A 22,144-nucleotide genomic window follows, 5' to 3' on the forward strand; every position below is an offset into this window, starting at 1 on the left:
CGTTGCTAGCAAGGAGTTCCGGCATGACAGTCACCGCGTACACGCTCGCCGTCCTGCTCGACTTGTTCTGCGTGTTCCTCGGCTACCGGTTCTGGTTCCAGCCCGGCCCCGCCGCGGCCGGCTACGGCGTCCCTGTCGACCCCACGGGCGACGCCCGCGCCTATCTGTCGGTCAAGGGGCTGCGCGACGGCACCTTCGGCCTGGTGGGCCTGGCGCTGCTGGCCTTCGCCGGGACGCGTGCCGAGGCCTGGTTCATGGTCTGCGTGGCGCTCGTCCCGCTCGTCGACACCCTGACGGTCCTGCGCAACGGCGGGACGAAAGCGGTCGCTTTCGGGATCCACTTCGCCACCGCGGTCGTTGTACTGATCAGTGCCGGACTGCTCTTCGCGGTCTGACGACGTCACAGGTGTGGAGCCCGTAGCCCGTAGCCCGTAGGGAGCCCGTGGGGATACGACCCGCAGACGTACGGCCCACAGACATAGAGCGCCACAGACGCACATAGAGCGCCGCAGACGCAGGGGGAGAGTTCCATGTCCTTGTTCGTGCCGAAGTTCGATGACACCGTGATCGTCCGTGACACCGACGCCGAGGTGGTCGGGGGAGATCCCGTCGGCGTGAAGCTGCTCGCCGACAGCAGCGCGAGCGGAGGCGCGCTGTCCACCGTGCGCGTCACCCTCGCGGAGGGCGCCGACGGGGCCCACCCGCACACGCACCGCGACTCCGCCGAGATGTTCTACCTGCTCGACGGCACCGCCGAGGTCCTCTCCGGCGACGACGTCGTCACCGCCGAACGCGGCGACCTGATCATCGTCCCCCCGGACCGTCCGCATGCCTTCGCCGCCGCCCCGGGCGCCACGGCGGACCTGCTCATCGTCATCACACCGGGCGTCGAGCGCTTCGAGTACTTCCGTCACCTGCAGCGCATCCGCCTCGGCGAGCTCACCCCGGAGAGCCTGCTGGAGGTCCAGGAGCGGTACGACAACCACTTCCTGAGGAGCGAGGCGTGGGACGCCCGGCACCGCTGAGGCCGCCCTGGGCGACCCCCTGAGGACGCCGAGTCGATCCCCCGGGAACGGCCGGGGCGGCACCCGGACGGCGGGGCGCCGGGAAACCGTTTCACGGGCACAGGGCCCCGCCCCATAGGATTGGCCCCAAAGCACACACACTCACCCCAGAGGATCGCTGCATGCCTGGCATCACGCGCGAGGAGGTCGCCCACCTCGCCCGGCTGGCGCGTCTGGAGCTGAAGCCCGAAGAACTCGACCACTTCGCAGGCCAGCTCGACGACATCATCGGCGCGGTCGCCCGCGTCAGCGAGGTCGCCGACCAAGACGTACCGCCGACCTCGCACCCGCTCCCGCTGACGAACGTCATGCGGGCGGACGAGGTCCGTCCGTCGCTCACCCCCGTGCAGGCGCTCTCCGGCGCCCCGGCCCAGGAGCAGCAGCGTTTCAAGGTGCCGCAGATCCTGGGGGAGGACTAAGAAGTCATGACGGACATCATCAAGCTCACTGCCGCCGAGATCGCCGAGAAGATCGCCTCCGGCGAGCTGACGGCCGTCGAGGTCACCGAGGCCCACCTCGTCCGCATCGAGGCCGTCGACGAGAAGGTGCACGCCTTCCTGCACGTCGACCGCGAGGGCGCCCTCGCCCAGGCCCGCGCCGTGGACGAGAAGCGGGCCCGCGGCGAGAAGCTCGGCCCGCTGGCCGGCGTCCCGCTCGCGCTCAAGGACATCTTCACCACCGAGGGCGTGCCGACGACCGTCGGCTCGAAGATCCTCGAGGGCTGGATCCCGCCGTACGACGCGACGCTCACCAAGCGTCTGAAGGCCGCCGACGTCGTCATCCTCGGCAAGACCAACATGGACGAGTTCGCCATGGGGTCCTCCACGGAGAACAGCGCGTACGGCCCGACCGGAAACCCGTGGGACCTCACCAAGATCCCCGGTGGCTCCGGCGGCGGTTCCTCCGCCGCCCTCGCCGCCTTCCAGGCCCCGCTCGCCATCGGCACCGACACCGGCGGCTCCATCCGCCAGCCGGCCTCCGTCACCGGCACGGTCGGCGTGAAGCCGACGTACGGCGCGGTCTCCCGCTTCGGCATGGTCGCGTTCTCGTCCTCGCTCGACCAGGGCGGCCCCTGCGCCCGTACGGTCCTGGACGCGGCGCTCCTGCACGAGGTCATCGCCGGACACGACCCGCTGGACTCCACCTCCATCGACGCCCCGGTCCCGCCGGTCGTCGAGGCGGCCCGCAACGGCTCGGTGCGGGGCATGCGTGTCGGCGTGGTCAAGCAGTTCCGCGGCGAGGGTTACCAGGCCGGTGTCATCCAGCGCTTCGACGAGTCCGTCGAACTGCTGAAGGAACTGGGCGCCGAGATCGTCGAGCTGGACTGCCCGTCCTTCGACCTGGCGCTGTCGGCGTACTACCTGATCGCGCCGTCCGAGTGCTCCTCCAACCTCGCCCGTTTCGACGGCCTTCGCTACGGCCTGCGCACCGGCGACGACGGCAGCCACTCGGCCGAGGAGGTCACCTCCCTCACCCGTGAGGCGGGCTTCGGCCCCGAGGTCAAGCGCCGCATCATGCTCGGCACGTACGCGCTGAGCTCCGGCTACTACGACGCCTACTACGGCTCCGCCCAGAAGGTACGCACGCTCATCACGCGCGACTTCGAGAAGGCCTTCGAGCAGGTGGACGTCATCGTCTCGCCGACGACGCCGACCACCGCCTTCGCGATCGGCGAGCGTGCCGACGACCCGATGGCGATGTACCTCGCGGACCTGTGCACCATCCCGACCAACCTGGCGGGCAACGCGGCCATGTCCCTGCCCTGCGGCCTCGCCCCGGAGGACAACCTCCCGGTGGGCCTGCAGATCATCGCCCCGGCGATGCAGGACGACCGCCTCTACAAGGTCGGCGCCGCTGTCGAGGCCGCGTTCGTGGAAAAGTGGGGTCACCCGCTGCTGGAGGAGGCTCCGTCGCTGTGAGCAATGCACTGTCGAAGGCCAAGGGCTTCAAGAAGTCCAAGTCCGGTACGTACCTGTCGATGGCCACCACCGCGTTCGGCGCGGTCGGTGTCACCAAGCAGATCAAGAAGGCTCGCGCCGAGCACGACACGCTGCGGCTCATCGACGCCACCGTCTCCGCTGTCGCCATCGTCACCGGCCTCGCCATCCTGTACCGCGAGCTGAAGCGGCTGGGCGACGACGACGTCCTGCTGGGCTGAGAGGGAAGTTTCACCGTGACCACCACGACCGACCTGGTGTCGTACGAGGACGCGCTGGCGTCGTACGACCCCGTCATGGGCCTCGAGGTCCATGTCGAACTCGGCACCAAGACCAAGATGTTCTGCGGGTGTTCGACCGAGCTGGGCGCCGAGCCCAACTCGCAGACCTGCCCGACCTGCCTCGGCCTGCCCGGCGCGCTCCCGGTCGTCAACGCGACCGGCGTCGAGTCGGCCATCAGGATCGGCCTCGCGCTGAACTGCGAGATCGCCGAGTGGTGCCGCTTCGCCCGGAAGAACTACTTCTATCCGGACATGCCGAAGAACTTCCAGACCTCCCAGTACGACGAGCCGATCGCCTTCAACGGCTACCTCGACGTGCAGTTGGAGGACGGCGAGACCTTCCGCGTGGAGATCGAGCGCGCGCACATGGAGGAGGACACCGGCAAGTCGACCCACGTGGGCGGCGCGACCGGTCGTATCCACGGTGCCGTGCACTCGCTGCTGGACTACAACCGCGCCGGCATCCCGCTCATCGAGATCGTCACCAAGCCGATCGTCGGTGCCGGCGAGCGCGCCCCCGAGGTCGCGCGGGCGTACGTCCGTGAGCTGCGCGAGGTCATCCGTGCCCTCGGTGTCTCCGAGGCCCGCATGGAGATGGGCCAGATGCGCTGCGACGTCAACCTGTCGCTGATGCCCAAGGGCAGCGAGAAGTTCGGCACGCGCTCCGAGACGAAGAACGTCAACTCGCTGCGTTCCGTGGAGCGTGCGGCCCGCTTCGAGATCATGCGCCACGCGGCGGTGCTCTCGTCGGGCGGCACGATCATCCAGGAGACCCGCCACTTCCACGAGGACACGGGGTCCACGACCTCGGGCCGCGTGAAGGAGGAGGCCGAGGACTACCGGTACTTCCCGGAGCCCGACCTCGTCCCGGTGGCCCCGGCGCGCGAGTGGGTCGAGGAGATCCGCGCCGCGCTGCCGGAGATGCCGCTGGCCCGCCGCACCCGCCTGCTGGCGGACTGGGGCATCTCGGCCACCGACATGCAGGCGATCCTCAACGCCGGTGCGCTGGAGCCGATCGTCGCCACGATCGACGCCGGTGCCGACGCGGCCTCCGCCCGCAAGTGGTGGATGGGCGAACTGGCGCGCAGCGCCAACGAGTCGGGCAAGGCGCTGGACGAACTGGCCATCACGCCGGCGCAGGTCGCCCGGCTCACCGAGCTGGTGAACTCCGGTGACCTGAACGACAAGCTGGCCCGCCAGGTCATCGAGGGCGTTCTCGCGGGCGAGGGCACCCCGGACGAGGTCGTCGACAAGCGCGGTCTGAAGGTCGTCTCGGACGACTCCGCGCTGGGCGCGGCCGTCGACGAGGCCATCGCCGGCAACCCGGGCGTCGCGGACAAGATCCGCGGTGGCAAGGTGGCCGCGGCCGGCGCCCTGGTCGGCGCGGTCATGAAGGCGACCCGGGGTCAGGCCGACGCGGCCCGCGTCAAGGAGCTGATCCTTCAGAGGCTGGGCGTCAGCGAGGGCTGAGCCGGCTGAGCCGACGCCGCTTCGTACGGCCCCGGAGGACATGCCTTCGCATGTCCTCCGGGGCCGTTGTCGTAGCCGACGACCAACTCCGCGGCGCCCGACGCCTAGTCGCGGCGCCCGACGAGCCGGGCGAACCCGAGCAGACGGCCCTCGTCGGCGTTGATCAGCTCCACCGAGTCGCGCGCGAGGCCCGCCATGAACTCGCTCGGGCTCTCCTCGGCGCACACCTCGCTCCACAGCAGCCAGTCACGCCAGCCGTCCTCCAGCCAGTCGGCCGTCTCGACGGTCACGGCACCCGTGCGCGTCCAGTTCCGGCGCCACCAGGCGGGGGAGTGGAACGACCAGAAGCCCGGCTCCCAGTGGGGTGCGAGATGTGCGGGCGGCTCGGTCCCGTCGACCTCCTCGCGCACCGACGGCACGACGACGCCGATCCGGCCGCCCGGCCTGAGCAGCCGGGTCACCGTGGGCAGGTACAGGTCGTCCGTGCCGAAGTAGTGGTAGGCGTCGACGGACACGATCGCGTCGAAGCTTCCCTCGGCGAACGGCAGGTCGTGAGCCTCCGCGTGCACGGGCAGCACCCGGTCGGCGACGCCCGCCTCGGCGAGGCGTACGGCGTTGTCGTCGGGTTTCACCCACAGGTCGGCCGCGACGACATGGACGTCGTACTCCCGGGCCAGGAAGACGGACGTCATGGCGCGCCCGCAGCCGAGGTCGAGCACGCGGGCGCCGGGGCGCAGCCGGTCGAGGCCGAGCGCGGGCGCCAGCCACTCCAGCAGCCACAGGGCGTGCGGCCCCATCTGGTTCTCGACGGTCCAGCGGGCGTCGTAGCGGCTGCTGCGGGGGTAGCGGGGGTGGGTGAGACGGTCAGCGAGCGGGGTGTCCGGGGTCCTCGGGGTGATGTCGGACATCGGCGAACGGGCTCCTTGGTTCCTTCGTACGGGAAAGGGATGTGTGGGAGCTCGGTCGGACCGTCAAAAAAAGCACCTGCTTCGGTCGTCGGCGACATGCCGGGAACGGACGACGGGACGCTAACAGCGCCCCCGGGCGCACCGCATCCGAATTGCTCCCCCACGGGTACTACGCTCGACCGTCATGAGTGGACGCACGGATTCCGGCACCGGCACCGACCCCGCCATAGCCGAGGCGGACGAACGGGCGGACGACGCGTACGACGTCTCGGAGGCCCACCGGGCCCGCTGGACCGCCGCGGGGGCCGGAGCCCTGCTCACCCTCGCCGGGCTGGCCGCCGCGCTGCTCCGGCTCACCGGTTCCGCGCCCGCCCTCGTGCCCGCCGCCTACGCCCTCGGCGCCGCCGTGTGCGCGTGCGCCGCGTTCCTCGGCTTCCGGGGCCGAACCCGCCGGGCTCTGTGGCTGCTGATCGCCGGGACGATGGTCATGGCGCTCGGAGACCAGTTCGACTGAAATGCCTGCCCCCGCCCGAGTCCCGCGCCGTCCATGAGAGGCTCGACAGGTTGGCGGTCGAGGAACTGCGGAAGGAACGACAGCGCGATGTACGCGACATCACTGGGTGACGACGGTGCCGAACTGCGGCCCCTGGAGGTCTGGCACGCGGCGGACCTGCTCGCCAACATCGACCGCGGACGGGAGTTCATCGGCCGGCACATCGGCCTGCCGGACGTGATCACCGACCTGGACTCCGCCCGCGCCTACCTGAAGTCGTACGCCGACAAGCGCGCCGCCGACGCCGGCAGCCTGCACGGTGTCTGGCTGGATGGGAAGCTCGCCGGCGGTCTGCTGTTCCGGGTCTGGGACACCCCGAGCGGCGTCTGCGAGGCCGGCTGCTGGCTGGAACCCGCGGCGGCCGGGCGGGGGCTCGTCACCCGCGGCATGAGGGCGCTGCTGGACTGGGCGTTCGACGAGCGAGGCATGCACCGAGTGGAGTGGTTCGCCTCCTCCGCCAACCGGCCCAGCGTCCAGGTGGCCGAACGGCTAGGGATGACCCGCGAGGGCATGCTCCGGCAGAACTACCCGCACCGCGGTGGGCGCACGGACACCGAGATCTGGGCGGTGCTGGCCCCGGAGTGGCACGCGGCACGCGCGCGTACCGCCTGAGACGAGCATCGAAACGATCATTAAGGCCCCTCTCAGAGAGCGTCCGTACGGTGCCGGGCATGGCAACGAAGACAGACGACGTCACGAAGACAGACGAAGAGCAGGCACCGGCCGTCGACACCGAAGCGGAGGGTGCGGAAGCGGCCGGGGAACTGAGCGAGGAGCCCGGGGAGAGCGGTGAGGCCGGGGCGTCCGAACCGTCCGAGGAGTTTGAGGAGCTCGAGCCGTCCGAGGAACTCCAGGAGAAGACCCCCTCCGGAGTCGGCCAGGGCGCCGGTGCCGTGGTCTCCGCCGCGCTGGGCCTCGTCTCGCTGAACGGCGGCTGGATCGGCAGCGTCGCCTCCGCGCGCGAGCAGCTCATCGGCCAGCTGCGGACGTCGTCCTCGGCGGGCGTCGCCCAGCAGCTCAAGGCGGTCTACGGCAACGCCTGGCAGACCACAGCCCTGTGGGCGGGCCTGTTCGCGCTGACCGCGCTGATCACCGGCGTGGTCGTGCTCGCCCGGCCCGCGTTCGGCGCCCCCGGCCGGCCGCAGGCCGGCTGGATCCGGTCGGTCGCGTGGGCGGGCGTCTCGCTCGGCGTCGTCGGTCTGATCCTGGCCGTCCTCAAGTACACCGACGCCCTGCTCGGCCTGCCCTCGGCCGGCTGAGAAACCACACGTCAAGGGGGGCCTTAGGGCGTCCGTAAGCACCTTACGGACGCCCTGAGGCCCCTTATCCGTGTCCAATGGCCCGCCACCCGGCCGAAGATGCGGAACTCTCCCGATGTGGCGCACCCCCTTGGGGGACGAAGGTGGAGGCATCGCAGACAGCGAGGCACGACACCCGCTCTCGAGGAGACGCCATGTACGAGTACGAACTGCACCGGATGCGTTCCGCCGAACTGCGCCGAGAGGCCGCCTCCGAGCGCCTGGCCCGCGAGACCGCCCGCGCGGTGCGCGCCGCCCGCCGCGAGGAGGCGGCGCGGCACGACGGCGCCGGTGCCGGGACCCATACCGACCGGCCTCGCCGGCTCCGGCTCCCACGCACCGCGTGAACGCCGGGCCGGCGGGACGGGGAGGTACGACCGGTTCACCCGTCGGTACACCTCGCACACCCCGTCCGCCTGCCGGCACGACCGTCCCGCCTTCCGCTACGACCATCGCACCGCGCCTGTGGAAAACCGGTGACCCGCTGTCCGGGCCTCGTGCGATGCTCGGGCTCGTGGAGAACAGGTCCGTCAGTCCCGTGTTCGTCGGCCGCACCGATGAGTTGGCCATTTTGAACGACGCGCTCACCCGTGCCGCCGGTGAGGGTACCTCCCAGGCTTTCGGCACTGGGGGAGAGCCGCAGGCGCTGCTGCTCGGTGGCGAGGCGGGGGTCGGCAAGACCCGCCTCGTCGAGGAGTTCGCCGCGGCGGCCGCCCGCCGCGCCGTCGTCGCCGTGGGCGGCTGCGTCGAGATCGGCGCCGACGGGCTGCCCTTCGCCGCCTTCTCCAGCGCGCTGCGCGCCCTGCGCGACGCCCTGCCCGACCGGTTCGCCGCCGCCGCGGCCGGACAGGAGGGGGAACTGGCCCGGCTGCTGCCCGAGTTGGGCGAGGCCACCAGCGGCCGTCACGACGAGCAGGGCATGGCCCGCCTGTTCGAACTCACCGCCCGGCTGCTGGAACAGGTCGCCGCCGAGCACACCGTCGTCCTCGCCCTGGAGGACCTGCACTGGGCCGACGCCTCCACCCGCCACCTCCTCGCCTACCTCTTCCGCACCCTGCGCACCGGACGGCTCGTGGTCCTCGCCACCTACCGCTCCGACGACATCCACCGCCGCCACCCGCTGCGCCCCCTGCTCGCCGAGCTCGACCGGCTGCGCACCGTCCGCCGGCTCGAACTCGCCCGCCTCACCCGCGAGGAGGTCGGCCGCCAGATCGCCGGCATCCTCGCCACCGAACCCGACCCCGCCCAGGTCGACGACATCTTCGAACGCTCCGACGGCAACGCGTTCTTCGTGGAGGAACTCGCCGTCGCCGCCTGCGAGGGCTGCTGCACCGGACTCACCGACTCCCTGCGCGACCTGCTGCTGGTCCGGGTCGAGGCGCTGCCCGAGACCGCCCAGCGGGTCGCCCGGGTCGTCGCCGAGGGCGGCTCCACCGTGGAGTACCGGCTGATCGCCGCCGTCACCCGGCTCGCCGAGGACGACCTCATCGAGGCGCTGCGGGCCGCCGTCGGCGCCAACATCCTCATCCCGGCCCCCGACGGCGACGGCTACCGCTTCCGGCACTCCCTGGTCCGCGAGGCCGTCGCCGACGACCTGCTGCCCGGCGAGCGCTCACGGCTGAACCGCCGCTACGCCGAGGCGGTCGAGGCCGACCCCACGCTCGTCCCCGCCGACGCCCGCGTGATGCGCCTGGCCAGCTACTGGTACCACGCCCACGACCCGGCCAAGGCCCTGCCCGCCGTCCTGGACGCCTCCGTGGTGGCCCGCCGCCGGCACGCCTACACCGAGCAACTGCGGCTTCTGGAGCGGGCGATGGAGCTGTGGGACGAGGCGCCCGAGGAGGTCCGCTCCGCGCTGCGCCCGCTCGACCACGCCGAGGTCTACCCTCCCTGCGGCTGCGACAGGTCGACCACCCCGCTGTGCTACCTGGACCTGATGGCGGAGGCGGCGGTCGCCGGCCGCTTCGGCGGGGAACGCGAACGCGCCCTGAAGATCACCAAGCGGGCGCTGCGGCTCCTGGAGGAGGACCCCGACCCGCTGCGCGCCGCCTGGTTCTGGGTGCAGCGCTCCCGCCTGGTCCAGGCACAGGCGCGGGGCGACGGCTGGCAGGAACTGGCCACCGCCCAGGACCTGGTGCGCGGTCTGCCGCCGTCGGAGGTGCACGCCGAGGTGCTGGCCGTCGTCGCCAACTGGTCCATGCTGCACCGGCCCGGACCCGAGGCCTTCGCCGCCGCCGAGCGGGCCGTTCAGTACGCGCGCATGGTCGGCGCCCGCGAGATCGAACTGCACGCGCGCCTCACCCTGGGCGGCCTCAGCGTCGACGCGGGCGAGAGCGACGCCGGGCTCGCGGAGCTGCGCACGGTCCTGGAAGAGGCGCTGGCCGAAGGCATGGCCCACGTCGCCGGTCGCGCCTACATCAACCTCCCCTCCTGCCTGCAGGCCGTCGGCCGTGACGGCGAGGCCCGGCCCGTGCTGCGCGAAGGGGTCGCCTTCAGCCGCCGGCACGGGATGCCGGACTCCGAGGCGTGGACGTGGGGCAACCTCTCCGAGGCCGGCTACGCGCTCGGTCAGTGGGAGGAGGCCGCCGAGGCCGCCACGAACGCGGCCCGGATCGGCCAGAGCACCAAGCCCCGCGGCATGGGCGCCCTGCACCTCGCCCACCTCGCCCTGGCCCGCGGCGACCTCGCAGGCGCCGCACGCCACCTCGACACGGCCCGCAGCCACTACGGCAGCCACGACCCGATGCCCCAGCAAGGGCTGCCCGTCGCCCGGGTCGCCGTCGGCGTGGCCGCCGCGGATGGCCGCATTCTCGACGCCCGCGCAGAAGTCCTGCAGGCGCTGGACGCCGGCTTCCCGCCCGGCACCCACCGCTACGCCTGGCCCCTGCTGCGGGCCGCCGCCGGCGCCGAGGCCGACGCGCGCACCCTGCCCGCCGCCGACGCCGGTCGCGCCGAACTCCTCCACCGCCTCTTCGAGACCGTCCGCACCCTCACCACGGGCGTGCCGCTGTGGCAGGCGTACGAGCAGTGGACCCGCGCCGAACTGCTCCGCGCGCAGGGCCGGGACACCGCGGACTCCTGGGCGCCGGTGGTAGCCGCCTTCGAGTGCCTGGACCGTCCCTACGACCTGGCCCGCGTCCGGTACGGGCTCGCCCGGGCCCTGCTCACCGACGGCGGCGAGGACGAGCGCGACCGTGCCGCGGAGCTGCTGAGGCTGTCCGGAGCGGTCGCCGAGCACCTCGGTGCCCGGCCGCTGGCCGACGCGGTCACCCGCCTGGCCCAGCGCGCCCGCCTCATGCTCACCCGTGCCCCCGGGCGGGCCCTCGCGCCGGCGGATCCGGCCGAGGCCCTCGGCCTCACCAGCCGGGAGCGGGACGTCCTGCGCCTGGTCTCCGCCGGCCGCACCAACCGACAGATAGCCGAGGAGCTCTTCATCTCGCCGAAGACCGCGAGCGTCCACGTCTCCAACATCCTGGCCAAGCTCGGCGTCGCGGGCCGGGGCGAGGCGGCGGCGATTGCGCATCGGCTGGGGCTGTTCCCGGCCGACGCGCTCACTGCCCGTGCGCCGGACTGAGCCGTACGCTGGGGGAATCCGGCAGAGGGGGGAAAGGCCGTGTTCAACGTCTTCGAGGAACTGTTCGCGCCGGGCCGCAAGCACACCAAGGACGAGCAGAAACGCCTGGAGCTGACCCGGGAGGACGTCGGGGACAACGATCCCGGGCGGGGACCCATCGACCTGGCCTCGGGGAAGGTCGTCGTACGCCCGCCCGCGTCACCCCCGGCCGGACAAGAGCCCGCGACGGAGACGGATGAGGCGACGGAAGAGGAAACGACGACGGCCACCCGGGAGGAACCCGGAAAGGTGTGAGGCGTGAGCCGGCGGGCTACTCCACCCGCACCTCCAGCACCCGGTCGTCCCCCTTCTTCGGCTTCCCCCGGCCGTCCGTGTTGCTCGTCACCAGCCACACCTTGTCGTCGCCCGCCGCGACCACCGTCCGCAGGCGGCCGTACTCGCGGGTGAGGAAGGATTCCGGGGCCGCCGAGGCCTCGGTGCCCCGCAGCGGGATGCGCCACAGCCGCTGCCCCCTCAGGGCGGCCATCCAGATCACGCCGTGGACCCAGGCGATTCCGCTGGGGGAGGCCTCGTCGGTGTGCCACTGGGCCAGCGGGTTCTGGAAGCCGGGGGTGGAGGACCTGCCCTCGGCGTCCGGCCAGCCGTAGTTGCCGCCGGGCTTGACCGCGTTCAGCTCGTCCCAGGTGTCCTGGCCGAACTCCGAGGCGAACAGGCGCTGTTCGGCGTCCCAGGCCAGGCCCTGGACGTTGCGATGGCCGTACGAGTACACGGGGGAGCCGGGGAAGGGGTTGCCCGGGGCCGGTGCGCCCTCCGGAGTCATCCTGAGGATCTTGCCGCCCAGGGACTTCTTGTCCTGGGCCAGTCCCCGCCGGCCGCTCTCGCCCGTGCCCGCGTAGAGCATTCCGTCGGGGCCGAAGGCGATCCGGCCGCCGTTGTGGATGAAGCCCTTCGGGATGCCCCTGAACACCGTGTCGGGGGCGCCCAGTTGCTCACCGGCCGGCTTCCGCTCGTCGTACAGCATCCGCACGATGCGGTTGTCCGACGCCGAGGTGAAGTAGGCGTAGATCATGTGGTCCGAGGCGTAGTCGGGGGACAGGGCGATGCCCAGCAGGCCGCCCTCGCCGGCCGGGGAGACCCCGGAGACCGTGCCCAGCTCGGTTTTTTTGCCCGTCAACGCGTCGATCCGGACGATCGTGCCGTCGTCGCGGGAGGAGACGAGCAGATCCCCGCCGGGCAGCGGCGCCAGGCCCCACGGTGTCTTCAGGCCCTCGGCCACCGTGCGCAGCACCTTCACCGAGCCCGTGGCGGGAGGGACCGACTCCGTGGCGTTCGGGGCGGAGGCGGTGCCCGACACCGTACTCCCGGGTGCCGTGCTCCGGACGCCGGCCGGGAGCCCTCCGCCGCCGGAGGAGCACCCCGCCGTCAGCAGGAGCGCGGTCGCGGCCAGCACGGCCGACACAGCACGACGTCGCACGTTCATGTCCCTTCGCAGTGGCGGCCCAAGACGGCTTCTCCTTCTCATACACCGCTCGCCCCGCCCGGGTTCCCGGTCCGCCGAAACCGTATGCGGAAACCTCCCGGGGCCCCGGACGCCACCGTGTCAGTTCCAGCATGCCCCTCGCGTCAGTCCCAGGACCCCTGCGCGGCCGGCAGCCGGGACACCTCGGCGAGATCCTCGGCGGTCAGCCGCAGGCCGGCCGCCGCCGCGTTCTCCTTCGCCCAGCGTTCCTGCTTGGTGCCCGGCACCGGGACCACGTGCCTGCCCTGCGCCAGCACCCACGCCAGCGCCACCTGCGCCGGGCCGACCTCCTCGCCGTGGCGGCGGGCGACACGCCGCAGACCGGCGACGATCGGCTGGTTGGCCGCCATCATCTCGGCGGTGAAGCGTGGATGGCGGGCGCGCACGTCGTCCGGCTCGAAGCCCTCGCCGGGGGTGAGCGTGCCGGTCAGGAAGCCGTTGCCCAGCGGCATCGCCGCGAGGAAACCCACGCCCCGCGCCTCGCACCACGGCAGCAGCGCGTCCAGCGCCTCGGGCGACCACACCGACAGCTCCGCCTGCACCGCGCTCACCGGGAAGACCTGCTGCACCCGCTGGAGCTGGCGCAGCGTCGTGTCGTGCAGCCGCGCCCCCGAGCGGCGCCCGCCGCGCGCGCCGACCGCGCACAGGCCCAGCGCCCGCACCTTGCCGGCCTGGACCAGTTCGGCCATCGCGCCCCACGTCTCCTCGACGGGCACCTCGGGGTCGGCGCGGTGCAGCTGGTAGAGGTCGATCACGTCCGTCTGCAGGCGTCGCAGCGAGGCGTCGCAGGCCCGCTTCACGTACCCGGGGCGGCCGTTGGCCACGATGTGCTGCTCGCCCACCAGCAGCCCCGCCTTCGTCGACACGAACGCGTCCGCCCGCCGCTCCTTCAACACCCGCCCGAGCAGCAGCTCGTTGGTGAACGGGCCGTACATGTCCGCCGTGTCCAGGAGGGTCGAGCCCATGTCCAACGCCCGGTGCACCGCCCGGAGCGACTCCTCGCCCCGCTGCCGTGAGCCGCTGTACGCCCAGCTCATCGGCATGCACCCGAGACCGACGGCCCCCACCGCAAGCGCCCCCGCGCCGATCGTCCTGCGCTCCACCTGCCCGCGAACCTCCCTCTTCCGGGTCCCCAACCTAACCTCTGCGTCTTCGGGGCCTGACATAGCCTCCATGCATGACTGCTGATGTGTGGCTTCCCATCCCGCCGGAGGAGATCGAGGGGCTTCCCGACGGGCCCCGCTACCTGTTCTGGGACGGGGGCGAGGACGGCGGCCAGGAGTTCCCGGGCGACCCGGCGGACTGCGTCATGTACGTGGTGCCGTACATGAAGCGGTACCCGGTCAAGGTGCGCCCGCTGGAGCGGCTGACGAACGTCCGGGTCATCCAGACGCTCACGGCCGGCGTCGACGACATGACCGCCCGACTGTCCTTGATCGTGCCCGGTGTGCAGTTGTGCAACGCACGCGGGGTGCACGAGACGAGCACGGCCGAGCTGGCACTCACCCTGATCCTCGCCTCCCTGCGCGGCATCCCCCAGTTCGTGCGCGCACAGCAGGAAGGGCACTGGCAGAGCGGGTTCCACCCCTCCCTCGCCGACCGGAGCGTGCTCATCGTGGGCTACGGCGCCATCGGCGCCGCCATCGAGGACCGGCTCGCGCCCTTCGAACCGGCGCGGGTGGCGCGCGTCGCGCGCTCCCGGCGTGCCACGGCGCGCGGTCCCGTGCACCCGCTCACCGAATTGCCGGCACTGCTCCCGGAGGCCGATGTCGTGATCCTCACGACGCCCCTCACGGACGAGACACGAGGCATGGCCGACGCCGGCTTCCTGGGCCGGATGAAGGACGGCGCGCTGCTCGTGAACGTCTCCCGGGGACCCGTCGTGGACACCAAGGCGCTGCTCGACGAGCTGGAGAGCGGCCGCATCACGGCGGCCCTCGACGTGACCGACCCCGAACCGCTGCCGCCGGGGCACCCCTTGTGGCACGCGCCCGGCGTGCTGATCAGCCCGCACGTGGGCGGACCCAGCTCGGCCTTCATGCCGCGCGCCAAACGCCTGCTCGTGGACCAGTTGAACCGGTTCGTGAACCACGAACCCCTGCGGAACGTGGTTCTCACCACAGGGGCCTGACCCCCCTGGGCTCGGCTTCGCGCGTGCGGAGGGGACCCCGAGCGGGCACCCTCCGCAGCCGTTCGGGCGCGGTGCGTGTCCGTATCTCCGCTGGTCGTCACTGAGCGTAGAGAAGCTATGTCCCTGAGTGACGATACTGGTGTATCGTCCCGACAGGGGCTGCGCCGCCGACCGTTCGGCGCCGGGGATGGACGTTTCAGATCTGTGAGGGGGCGACGGGCGATGCACGGCCTATGGACGAACGATCCGACGCGGCGGAGCCGCCGACGGCGGCCCGGGCTCACGGCCACGCGCAGACGCGGCCGCCACGCGACCCATCACAGCCACCACCGCAGGCACACCAGCCGCAGGAGGCATGCGCACCGGGACCCGAGGGACCCGGGAGCGCCCCGGACCTGGAGGCCCCGGTGAACGCGCCGGCCTCCGTGACGCCCCCGCGCGACGGAGCCCGGCGCGCACCGCAGCGGCGCGGTGCGCCGCCGTTTCGTCCGCGGGTGACCGGCGACGGGAAACGGCTGGCCCAGCAGCTCGCCCTCGCGCTGCTCTGCGCGGCCTACGGTGTCGGATCCGCCTTCGACTGGGGCTCGGAGGAAGTCGCACTGTTCATGGGCGACTTCGGCCTGAGCGCCGCGGCCGGCACCGCCGCCGTCTCCTGCTTCTTCTTCGCCCGCAGCCCCCGGGTGCGCTTCCGCCCGGCCTGGCTGCTGTTCTCCCTGTCCTCGGCGATGGCCGCCCTGGGCAACGCGGTCTGGGGGTGGTACGAGGTCGTCCTGGGCCAGGCCGTGCCCAGCCCGAGCTATGCCGACCTGTTCTTCCTGTGTTTCGCGCCGCCCGCCATCGTGGGCCTGCTGGTCCTCGCCAAGCGGCCGGTGACCAGGGCGGGATGGATCTGCCTGGCGCTGGACGCCTGGCTGATCGGCGGCTCGCTGCTCACCCTGTCGTGGAGTCTCGCGCTCGCCCAGGCCGCCCGCTTCGACGGCCCGAGCGTGGCGCACACCGCGCTGTCACTGGCGTACCCGCTGCTCGACATCGCGCTCGTCAGCATGGTCCTCGCGCTGCACTTCCGCCGCACCCCGGGCAACCGCACCGCGGTGAACACCGCGATCGGCGCGCTCGCCCTCACCGTGATGTGCGACGCGCTGTTCACCTCGCCGCTGCTGCACAGCAGTTACCACTCCGGACAACTGCTGGACGCGGGCTGGTTCGCCGGGTCGCTGCTGCTCGCCTACGCCCCCTGGGCCGCGCCCCGCGGCAAGGGCGCGCAGGCGGCGCACGGACCGGACGGGCACACGCGCGTGGTCCACGAGCACGTCCCCGGTCAGCGTGGCGGCCGCCCCGCACAGCCGCACGCCGACGCGCCCGCCGAACACGCGCACCCGCCGGTGTCCGCCGAACTCGCGCACCCGCCCGCGTCCGACGCGCACCCGCACCCGCCCGCCCCCGACGCGCACGGGCCCGTGCCCGCGCCGGGCGGCGAGCACGGCCGGTACCAGGCCGGCGGGCCGCTCACGGGCTCGCTCGCCGCGCTCACCCCGTACCTCGCCGCCGCGGTGTGCACCCTCGGCATCCTGTACAACGTCCTCAACGGCCGCAGGCCCGACCAGGTGGTGCTGATCACCGCGGGAGCCGTCGTCCTGGCGCTCGTCATCCGCCAGGGCATCATGCTGCTGGACAACATCACCCTCACCCAGGAACTCGCGCAGAAGGAGAACCACTTCCGCTCCCTGGTGCAGGGCTCCAGCGACGTCATCATGATCGCCGCGCCCAACGGCATCCTCCGGTACGTCTCCCCGGCCGCCGCCGGGGTCTACGGCTGCCCCGCGGAGGACCTGGTGGGCACGGAACTGGCCGGTCTCATCCATCCCGAGGACCTGGGCTGCGTGGTGCACGAGGTGCGCCGCTTCCTCGCCGCCAGCCCCCTCGACGAACCCACCACCCGCATCGAGTGCCGCTTCCGCTCCGGTGGCGGGGGAGGCTGGCTCAACGTCGAGTCCACCGTCAACCGCCACCACGGCGGCCTCATCTTCAACAGCCGGGACGTGACCGAGCGGGTGCGCCTGCAGGCCCAGCTCCAGCACAGCGCCGAGCACGACCCGCTCACCGACCTGCCCAACCGCGCCCTGTTCACCCGGCGCGTGCAGCAGGCGCTGTCCGGCCGCCGCGCCACCGACCGGGGCGCCGCCCTGTTCGGCACGGCCGTGCTCTTCATCGACCTGGACGGCTTCAAGGCCGTCAACGACACGATCGGCCACCAGGCCGGCGACGAACTGCTCGTCCAGGCCGCCCGCAGACTCCAGGACGCCGTCCGGCAGGGAGACACCGCCGCCCGGCTGGGCGGCGACGAGTTCGCGGCCCTGATCGCCGGGGACGGCAGCCGGGACCGCGCCGCCCGGGAGCGGAACATCCTGGAGCTCGCCGACCGCCTCAGGGGGACCCTCTCCCAGCCGTACGCCATCGACACCAACGACGTCCGGGTCAACGCCTCCATCGGCGTCGCCTTCGCCGAGCCCGGCCTCGGCGCGGGCGAGCTGCTGCGCAACGCCGACCTCGCCATGTACCGGGCGAAGGCGGCCGGCAAGGGCCGCGTCGAGTTGTACCGGCCGCAGATGCAGCAGGACGTCGTACGCAAGGCGGAGCTGGCCACCCGGCTGCGGGCCGCGCTGCACGACGGCGAGTTCGCCCTGCTGCACCAACCGGTGGTGTGCCTGGAGAACGGCCGGATCGCGGCGGTCGCCGTGCACGCGCGCTGGCGCTCCTCCCAGGGCGTGCTGTTCACCCCGGCCGAGTTCCTGCGGGTGGCCGAGGACGGCGACAAGACGGCGGAACTGGAGCGCTGGATCCTCCAGCAGGCCGTGGGGGAGGCCGCCGAGCGGGCCGCGGGCGGGCCCGTCGTACCCGTGGCCGTGCGGATGAGCGCCCGGCGGCTGCTGGACCGCTCGATGCCGCTCGGCTCGGTCGAGGCGCTGCTGACCCGGCACGGGCTGCCGCCCGGGGCACTGGTGGTCGAACTGTCCGACGCCGGCCCCAAGATCCCCCTGGACGAGCTGGAGCGCCGCCTGACCGCGCTGAGCCGGCTCGGGGTACGGATCGCGCTGGACGGCTTCGGCAGCGGCCACGCGGCCATCACAGCCCTCAGGAGGCTGCCCGTGGACATCCTCAAGCTCGACCGCGGCCTGGTCGAGGGCGTCGTGGAGTCCGCGCGGCTGCACAAGATCACCAGCGGGCTGCTGCGCATCGCCGGGGATCTCGGGCTGCAGTCCGTCGCCGAGGGCGTGGACCTGCCGGAGCAGGTCGTGGCGCTGCGCGCGATGGGGTGCACGCACGGGCAGGGCATGGCGTTCGCGGGCCCGCTGGACGAGTACCGCCTGCGCCGGGTACTCGCTTCCGGCCACTACCCGGTGCCGGGCCCACCGGCCGAACCGGCCTTCGTGGGCGGGGTACGGGAATCGGGGCACCCGGGAGGTGAGCGAGCCCTGCAAAGGGGCGGCGCGGGGGTGTACACAGGGGGTGTGTCCGCCGCTGTCCTCGGAGGTGGAAGTGCCCTTCGTTCACATAATGAGACGCCTGTCCCACCCACTTGACACTAGGTGCGCGTCGGAGGGAGGGTCAGTGCCATGCGCACCCGAATTCTCGTACTTGGACAGCGCGTCGGCTGAGCTGGGACAGACCGGAGAACGATCCGGAACTCCCAGCGCCCACCACACCGACGCGCTCCCCTCGCTTGCCTTACGGCACGAGGGGTTTTTTGTTGCACGAGCACCATCCGTGCGGCAGTCCAACTCCGTCCGAACCTCGCAAAAACCCTCAGCATCGAGAAGAGAATGCCGATGACCGAGCAGGCCACCGGGGCCCAGCATCCGCAGCCGCGGCCCCGTTCCGGAGGACAGCAGTCCGCCCCCGTCGAGCACGTCACGGGTGCGCAGTCCCTCATCCGCTCCCTCGAGGAGGTCGGCGCTGAGACGGTATTCGGCATTCCCGGCGGCGCGATCCTCCCGGCGTACGACCCGATGATGGACTCCACCCGCGTCCGTCACGTGCTGGTCCGTCATGAGCAGGGCGCCGGCCACGCGGCCACCGGCTACGCGCAGGCCACCGGCAAGGTCGGTGTCTGCATGGCCACCTCGGGTCCGGGCGCCACCAACCTGGTCACGCCGATCGCGGACGCGCACATGGACTCGGTGCCGCTCGTCGCGATCACCGGCCAGGTCGCCTCCAAGGCGATCGGCACGGACGCCTTCCAGGAGGCGGACATCGTCGGTATCACGATGCCGATCACCAAGCACAACTTCCTGGTCACCAAGGCCGAGGACATCCCGCGGGTCATCGCGCAGGCGTTCCACATCGCCTCCACCGGCCGGCCGGGCCCGGTCCTGGTCGACATCGCCAAGGACGCCCTCCAGGCGAGGACCACGTTCTCCTGGCCGCCCACCATGGACCTGCCCGGCTACCGCCCGGTGACCAAGCCGCACGCCAAGCAGATCCGCGAGGCGGCCAAGCTGATCACCGCCGCCAAGCGGCCCGTCCTGTACGTCGGCGGCGGCGTCCTCAAGGCGCACGCAACCGCCGAGCTGAAGGTGCTGGCCGAACTCACCGGAGCGCCCGTCACCACCACCCTGATGGCGCTCGGCGCGTTCCCCGACAGCCACCCGCTGCACGTGGGAATGCCGGGCATGCACGGTGCGGTCACCGCCGTCACCGCGCTGCAGAAGGCCGACCTGATCGTCGCCCTCGGAGCCCGTTTCGACGACCGCGTCACCGGCAGGCTGGACAGCTTCGCCCCGTACGCCAAGATCGTCCACGCCGACATCGACCCGGCCGAGATCGGCAAGAACCGCGAGGCCGACGTGCCGATCGTCGGGGACGCCCGCGAGGTCATCGCCGACCTGGTCCAGGCCGTGCAGAAGGAGCACAGCGAGGGCGGCAAGGGCGACTACACCGCCTGGTGGAGCGACCTGAACCGCTGGCGCGAGACCTACCCCCTCGGCTACGACCAGCCCGAGGACGGCTCCCTGGCCCCGCAGCAGGTCATCGAGCGGATCGGGCAGCTCGCCCCCAAGGGCACGATCTTCGCCGCGGGCGTCGGCCAGCACCAGATGTGGTCCGCGCACTTCGTCCAGTACGAGCAGCCCGCCACCTGGCTGAACTCCGGCGGCGCCGGAACCATGGGCTACGCGGTCCCGGCCGCGATGGGCGCCAAGGCCGGCATGCCGGACCGTACGGTCTGGGCGATCGACGGCGACGGCTGCTTCCAGATGACCAATCAGGAACTGACCACCTGCGCCCTGAACAACATCCCGATCAAGGTCGCCATCATCAACAACGGCGCCCTCGGGATGGTCCGCCAGTGGCAGACCCTGTTCTACAACCAGCGCTACTCCAACACCGTGCTGCACAGCGGCCCGGACGACGTCAACCCGGACGCCCGGGGCACTCGGGTCCCGGACTTCGTGAAGCTGTCCGAGGCCATGGGCTGCGTCGGCCTGCGCTGCGAGCGGCCCGAGGACCTGGACAAGGTCATCCAAGAGGCCAACTCCATCAACGACCGCCCGGTCGTCATCGACTTCATCGTCCACGAGGACGCGATGGTGTGGCCGATGGTCGCCGCCGGCACCTCCAACGACGAGATCCTGGCCGCCCGGGACGTCCGCCCCGACTTCGGCGACAGCGAAGACGACTGAGCGAGAGAGACGAACGAGAAATGTCCAAGCACACGCTCTCCGTCCTGGTGGAGAACAAGCCGGGCATCCTGGCCCGCATCGCCGCCCTCTTCTCCCGTCGCGGCTTCAACATCGACTCGCTCGCGGTCGGCGTCACCGAGCACCCCGACATCTCCCGCATCACCATCGTCGTGGGCGTCGAGGACCTGCCGCTGGAGCAGGTCACCAAGCAGCTCAACAAGCTCGTCGAGGTGCTGAAGATCGTCGAGCTGGAACCCGGTTCGGCCGTTCAGCGCGAACTCGTTCTGGTGAAGGTGCGCGCCGACAACGAGACGCGCTCCCAGATCGTTGAGATCGTCCAACTGTTCCGCGCCAAGACCGTCGACGTCTCCCCGGAGGCCGTGACCATCGAGGCCACCGGATCGAGCGACAAGCTGTCCGCCATGCTCAAGATGCTGGAGCCGTACGGCATCAAGGAGCTGGTCCAGTCCGGCACGATCGCGATCGGACGTGGCGCGCGTTCGATCACCGACCGCTCGCTGCGCTCACTCGACCGGTCCGCATGACGCCGTGTCCGGTCGGCCGGGACGACTCGCGCCGACCGGATGGCGAGACCCCCAGACTTCCCCTCCCCTCACCGGCATACGGTGGGACGCAACACCAGCACTCCAAGGAGAGAACCCAAAGTGGCCGAGCTGTTCTACGACGCTGACGCCGACCTGTCCATCATCCAGGGCCGCAAGGTCGCGGTCATCGGCTACGGCAGCCAGGGCCACGCCCACGCGCTGTCGCTGCGGGACTCGGGTGTCGACGTCCGTGTCGGTCTGCACGAGGGCTCCAAGTCCAAGGCCAAGGCCGAGGAGCAGGGCCTGCGCGTGGTGACCCCCGCCGAGGCCGCCGCCGAGGCCGACGTCATCATGATCCTGATCCCGGACCCGATCCAGGCCCAGGTCTACGAGGAGTCCATCGCCCCCAACCTGAACGACGGCGACGCCCTCTTCTTCGCCCACGGCTTCAACATCCGCTTCGGCTTCATCAAGCCCCCGGCCGGTGTCGACGTCGCCCTGGTCGCCCCGAAGGGCCCGGGCCACCTGGTCCGCCGCCAGTACGAGGAGGGCCGCGGCGTCCCCGCCATCGCCGCCGTCGAGCAGGACGCCACCGGCAACGCCTTCGCGCTCGCCCTGTCCTACGCCAAGGCCATCGGCGGCACCCGCGCCGGCGTCATCAAGACGACCTTCACCGAGGAGACCGAGACCGACCTGTTCGGCGAGCAGGCCGTGCTGTGCGGCGGTACCTCCGCCCTGGTCAAGGCCGGCTTCGAGACCCTGGTCGAGGCGGGCTACCAGCCCGAGATCGCCTACTTCGAGTGCCTGCACGAGCTGAAGCTGATCGTCGACCTCATGTACGAGGGCGGCCTGGAGAAGATGCGCTGGTCCGTCTCCGAGACCGCCGAGTGGGGCGACTACGTCACCGGCCCGCGCATCATCACCGACGCCACCAAGGCCGAGATGAAGCAGGTCCTCGCCGAGATCCAGGACGGCACGTTCGCCACCAACTGGATGGACGAGTACCACGGCGGTCTGAAGAAGTACAACGAGTACAAGAAGCAGGACTCCGAGCACCTGCTGGAGACCACCGGCAAGCAGCTGCGCAAGCTGATGAGCTGGGTCAACGAGGAGGCGTAAGCCCCATGTCAGGGGGGTCGGGGCAAATTGCTCCGGCCCCCTTTGTCCACCCCGTCCAGCCCCGGAC

The 22,144-nt window shown here is 71.7% G+C and carries 20 protein-coding genes; 17 read left to right on the plus strand and 3 right to left on the minus strand.

What is annotated here, in order from left to right; genetic code table 11:
* Positions 1-23: 23 nt before the first annotated feature.
* The 6 genes from ACWD5D_RS37690 (at position 24) to gatB (ending at position 4,752) form a co-directional block, all read left to right on the plus strand.
* Entirely contained in the window at positions 24-395 is a 372-nt protein-coding gene (locus ACWD5D_RS37690; RefSeq protein WP_451377309.1) for a DUF4267 domain-containing protein, read from the plus strand.
* Positions 396-530: 135 nt separating this feature from the next.
* Positions 531-1,025, plus strand: coding sequence for a cupin domain-containing protein (locus ACWD5D_RS37695; RefSeq protein ID WP_451377310.1), 495 nt, complete (start codon positions 531-533; stop codon positions 1,023-1,025).
* Positions 1,026-1,186: 161 nt separating this feature from the next.
* Entirely contained in the window at positions 1,187-1,483 is a 297-nt protein-coding gene (gene gatC / locus ACWD5D_RS37700) for an Asp-tRNA(Asn)/Glu-tRNA(Gln) amidotransferase subunit GatC (RefSeq protein WP_073498632.1), read from the plus strand.
* A gap of 6 nt (positions 1,484-1,489) precedes the next feature.
* Positions 1,490-2,983: an Asp-tRNA(Asn)/Glu-tRNA(Gln) amidotransferase subunit GatA gene (gene gatA / locus ACWD5D_RS37705; RefSeq protein ID WP_451377311.1), complete on the plus strand. Its 1,494-nt coding sequence runs from the start codon at positions 1,490-1,492 to the stop codon at positions 2,981-2,983.
* Complete coding sequence (locus ACWD5D_RS37710; protein WP_234536361.1) at positions 2,980-3,222, plus strand: hypothetical protein; 243 nt, start codon at positions 2,980-2,982, stop codon at positions 3,220-3,222. Before gatA ends, ACWD5D_RS37710 begins: the two co-directional genes overlap by 4 nt.
* Positions 3,223-3,237: 15 nt before the next feature.
* On the plus strand, positions 3,238-4,752 hold the full coding sequence (gatB, locus tag ACWD5D_RS37715) for an Asp-tRNA(Asn)/Glu-tRNA(Gln) amidotransferase subunit GatB (RefSeq protein WP_451377312.1): 1,515 nt from the start codon (positions 3,238-3,240) through the stop codon (positions 4,750-4,752).
* 104 nt (positions 4,753-4,856) lie between these two features.
* On the opposite strand, the gene ACWD5D_RS37720 is transcribed toward gatB, so the two are convergent.
* Positions 4,857-5,660, minus strand: a complete 804-nt coding sequence (locus ACWD5D_RS37720) for an SAM-dependent methyltransferase (RefSeq protein WP_451377313.1) — start codon at positions 5,658-5,660, stop codon at positions 4,857-4,859.
* 184 nt (positions 5,661-5,844) lie between these two features.
* Here ACWD5D_RS37720 and ACWD5D_RS37725 point away from each other — a divergent pair, with 184 nt between their 5' ends.
* The 6 genes from ACWD5D_RS37725 (at position 5,845) to ACWD5D_RS37750 (ending at position 11,379) form a co-directional block, all read left to right on the plus strand.
* Positions 5,845-6,174 carry a hypothetical protein gene (locus ACWD5D_RS37725; RefSeq protein ID WP_451377314.1) on the plus strand — a complete coding sequence of 110 codons (330 nt, stop codon included), beginning with the start codon at positions 5,845-5,847 and terminating at the stop codon, positions 6,172-6,174.
* A gap of 87 nt (positions 6,175-6,261) precedes the next feature.
* Positions 6,262-6,825 carry a GNAT family N-acetyltransferase gene (locus ACWD5D_RS37730; protein ID WP_451377315.1) on the plus strand — a complete coding sequence of 188 codons (564 nt, stop codon included), beginning with the start codon at positions 6,262-6,264 and terminating at the stop codon, positions 6,823-6,825.
* Between the two features lie 59 nt (positions 6,826-6,884).
* On the plus strand, positions 6,885-7,472 hold the full coding sequence (locus ACWD5D_RS37735; RefSeq protein WP_451377316.1) for a hypothetical protein: 588 nt from the start codon (positions 6,885-6,887) through the stop codon (positions 7,470-7,472).
* Between the two features lie 194 nt (positions 7,473-7,666).
* Positions 7,667-7,858 carry a hypothetical protein gene (locus ACWD5D_RS37740; protein WP_451377317.1) on the plus strand — a complete coding sequence of 64 codons (192 nt, stop codon included), beginning with the start codon at positions 7,667-7,669 and terminating at the stop codon, positions 7,856-7,858.
* Between the two features lie 155 nt (positions 7,859-8,013).
* Positions 8,014-11,085 carry a helix-turn-helix transcriptional regulator gene (locus ACWD5D_RS37745; RefSeq protein WP_451377318.1) on the plus strand — a complete coding sequence of 1,024 codons (3,072 nt, stop codon included), beginning with the start codon at positions 8,014-8,016 and terminating at the stop codon, positions 11,083-11,085.
* Positions 11,086-11,124: 39 nt separating this feature from the next.
* Complete coding sequence (locus ACWD5D_RS37750) at positions 11,125-11,379, plus strand: DUF6191 domain-containing protein (protein ID WP_451377319.1); 255 nt, start codon at positions 11,125-11,127, stop codon at positions 11,377-11,379.
* A gap of 16 nt (positions 11,380-11,395) precedes the next feature.
* Here ACWD5D_RS37750 and ACWD5D_RS37755 read toward each other — a convergent pair whose 3' ends face one another.
* Positions 11,396-12,565, minus strand: coding sequence for a PQQ-dependent sugar dehydrogenase (locus ACWD5D_RS37755; RefSeq protein WP_451377320.1), 1,170 nt, complete (start codon positions 12,563-12,565; stop codon positions 11,396-11,398).
* Between the two features lie 143 nt (positions 12,566-12,708).
* Positions 12,709-13,707 (minus strand): aldo/keto reductase, encoded by a 999-nt coding sequence (locus tag ACWD5D_RS37760; RefSeq protein ID WP_451377321.1) that lies wholly within the window; start codon positions 13,705-13,707, stop codon positions 12,709-12,711.
* Positions 13,708-13,781: 74 nt separating this feature from the next.
* Between ACWD5D_RS37760 and ACWD5D_RS37765 the strand changes: the two genes are divergently transcribed.
* From ACWD5D_RS37765 to ilvC, 5 genes are all read left to right on the plus strand, one after another.
* Positions 13,782-14,735 (plus strand): 2-hydroxyacid dehydrogenase, encoded by a 954-nt coding sequence (locus tag ACWD5D_RS37765; protein ID WP_451377322.1) that lies wholly within the window; start codon positions 13,782-13,784, stop codon positions 14,733-14,735.
* Between the two features lie 407 nt (positions 14,736-15,142).
* Positions 15,143-18,316 (plus strand): putative bifunctional diguanylate cyclase/phosphodiesterase, encoded by a 3,174-nt coding sequence (locus ACWD5D_RS37770; RefSeq protein ID WP_451377323.1) that lies wholly within the window; start codon positions 15,143-15,145, stop codon positions 18,314-18,316.
* A gap of 246 nt (positions 18,317-18,562) precedes the next feature.
* Entirely contained in the window at positions 18,563-20,413 is a 1,851-nt protein-coding gene (locus ACWD5D_RS37775; RefSeq protein ID WP_451377324.1) for an acetolactate synthase large subunit, read from the plus strand.
* A gap of 20 nt (positions 20,414-20,433) precedes the next feature.
* Positions 20,434-20,958 carry an acetolactate synthase small subunit gene (gene ilvN, locus ACWD5D_RS37780; RefSeq protein WP_451377325.1) on the plus strand — a complete coding sequence of 175 codons (525 nt, stop codon included), beginning with the start codon at positions 20,434-20,436 and terminating at the stop codon, positions 20,956-20,958.
* Positions 20,959-21,078: 120 nt separating this feature from the next.
* On the plus strand, positions 21,079-22,077 hold the full coding sequence (gene ilvC, locus ACWD5D_RS37785; RefSeq protein ID WP_451377326.1) for a ketol-acid reductoisomerase: 999 nt from the start codon (positions 21,079-21,081) through the stop codon (positions 22,075-22,077).
* Positions 22,078-22,144 lie beyond the last annotated feature (67 nt).

The sequence above is a fragment of the Streptomyces sp. NPDC002520 genome (genome assembly GCF_053595235.1).